Origin of the sequence: Cognatazoarcus halotolerans (genome assembly GCF_009800965.1) — a bacterium.
In the GTDB taxonomy this organism is placed as follows: Bacteria; Pseudomonadota; Gammaproteobacteria; order Burkholderiales; family Rhodocyclaceae; genus Cognatazoarcus; species Cognatazoarcus halotolerans.
Genome location: NZ_WUAF01000100.1, coordinates 1 through 255 on the forward strand (window position 1 = coordinate 1; position 255 = coordinate 255).

At 55.7% G+C, this 255-nt stretch carries 1 protein-coding gene; it reads left to right on the forward strand.

The genetic code is table 11. The annotated features are described in order from the left end of the window. Positions 1 to 255: integrase core domain-containing protein (locus tag GQB03_RS22845; protein ID WP_159694083.1), on the forward strand; the 255-nt coding region annotated here is incomplete at both ends.

A 255-nucleotide genomic window follows, 5' to 3' on the forward strand; every position in this document is an offset into this window, starting at 1 on the left:
TCTTCACGAGCCGCAGCTACACGGCGCTGGTCAAAAGCTACGGTCTGAAGCAGGAATTCATCACCCCGTACACCCCGCAGCAAAACGGCTTGGTGGAGCGGATGATCCGTACGTTGAAGGAGCAGTGTATCCACCGTCACCGCTTTGAAACCTTGCAACACGCCAGTCGTGTCATTGGCGACTGGATCCAGTTTTACAACCACCAGCGGCCGCATCAGGCCCTGGATATGAAAACGCCCGCTCAGGCATTTACAT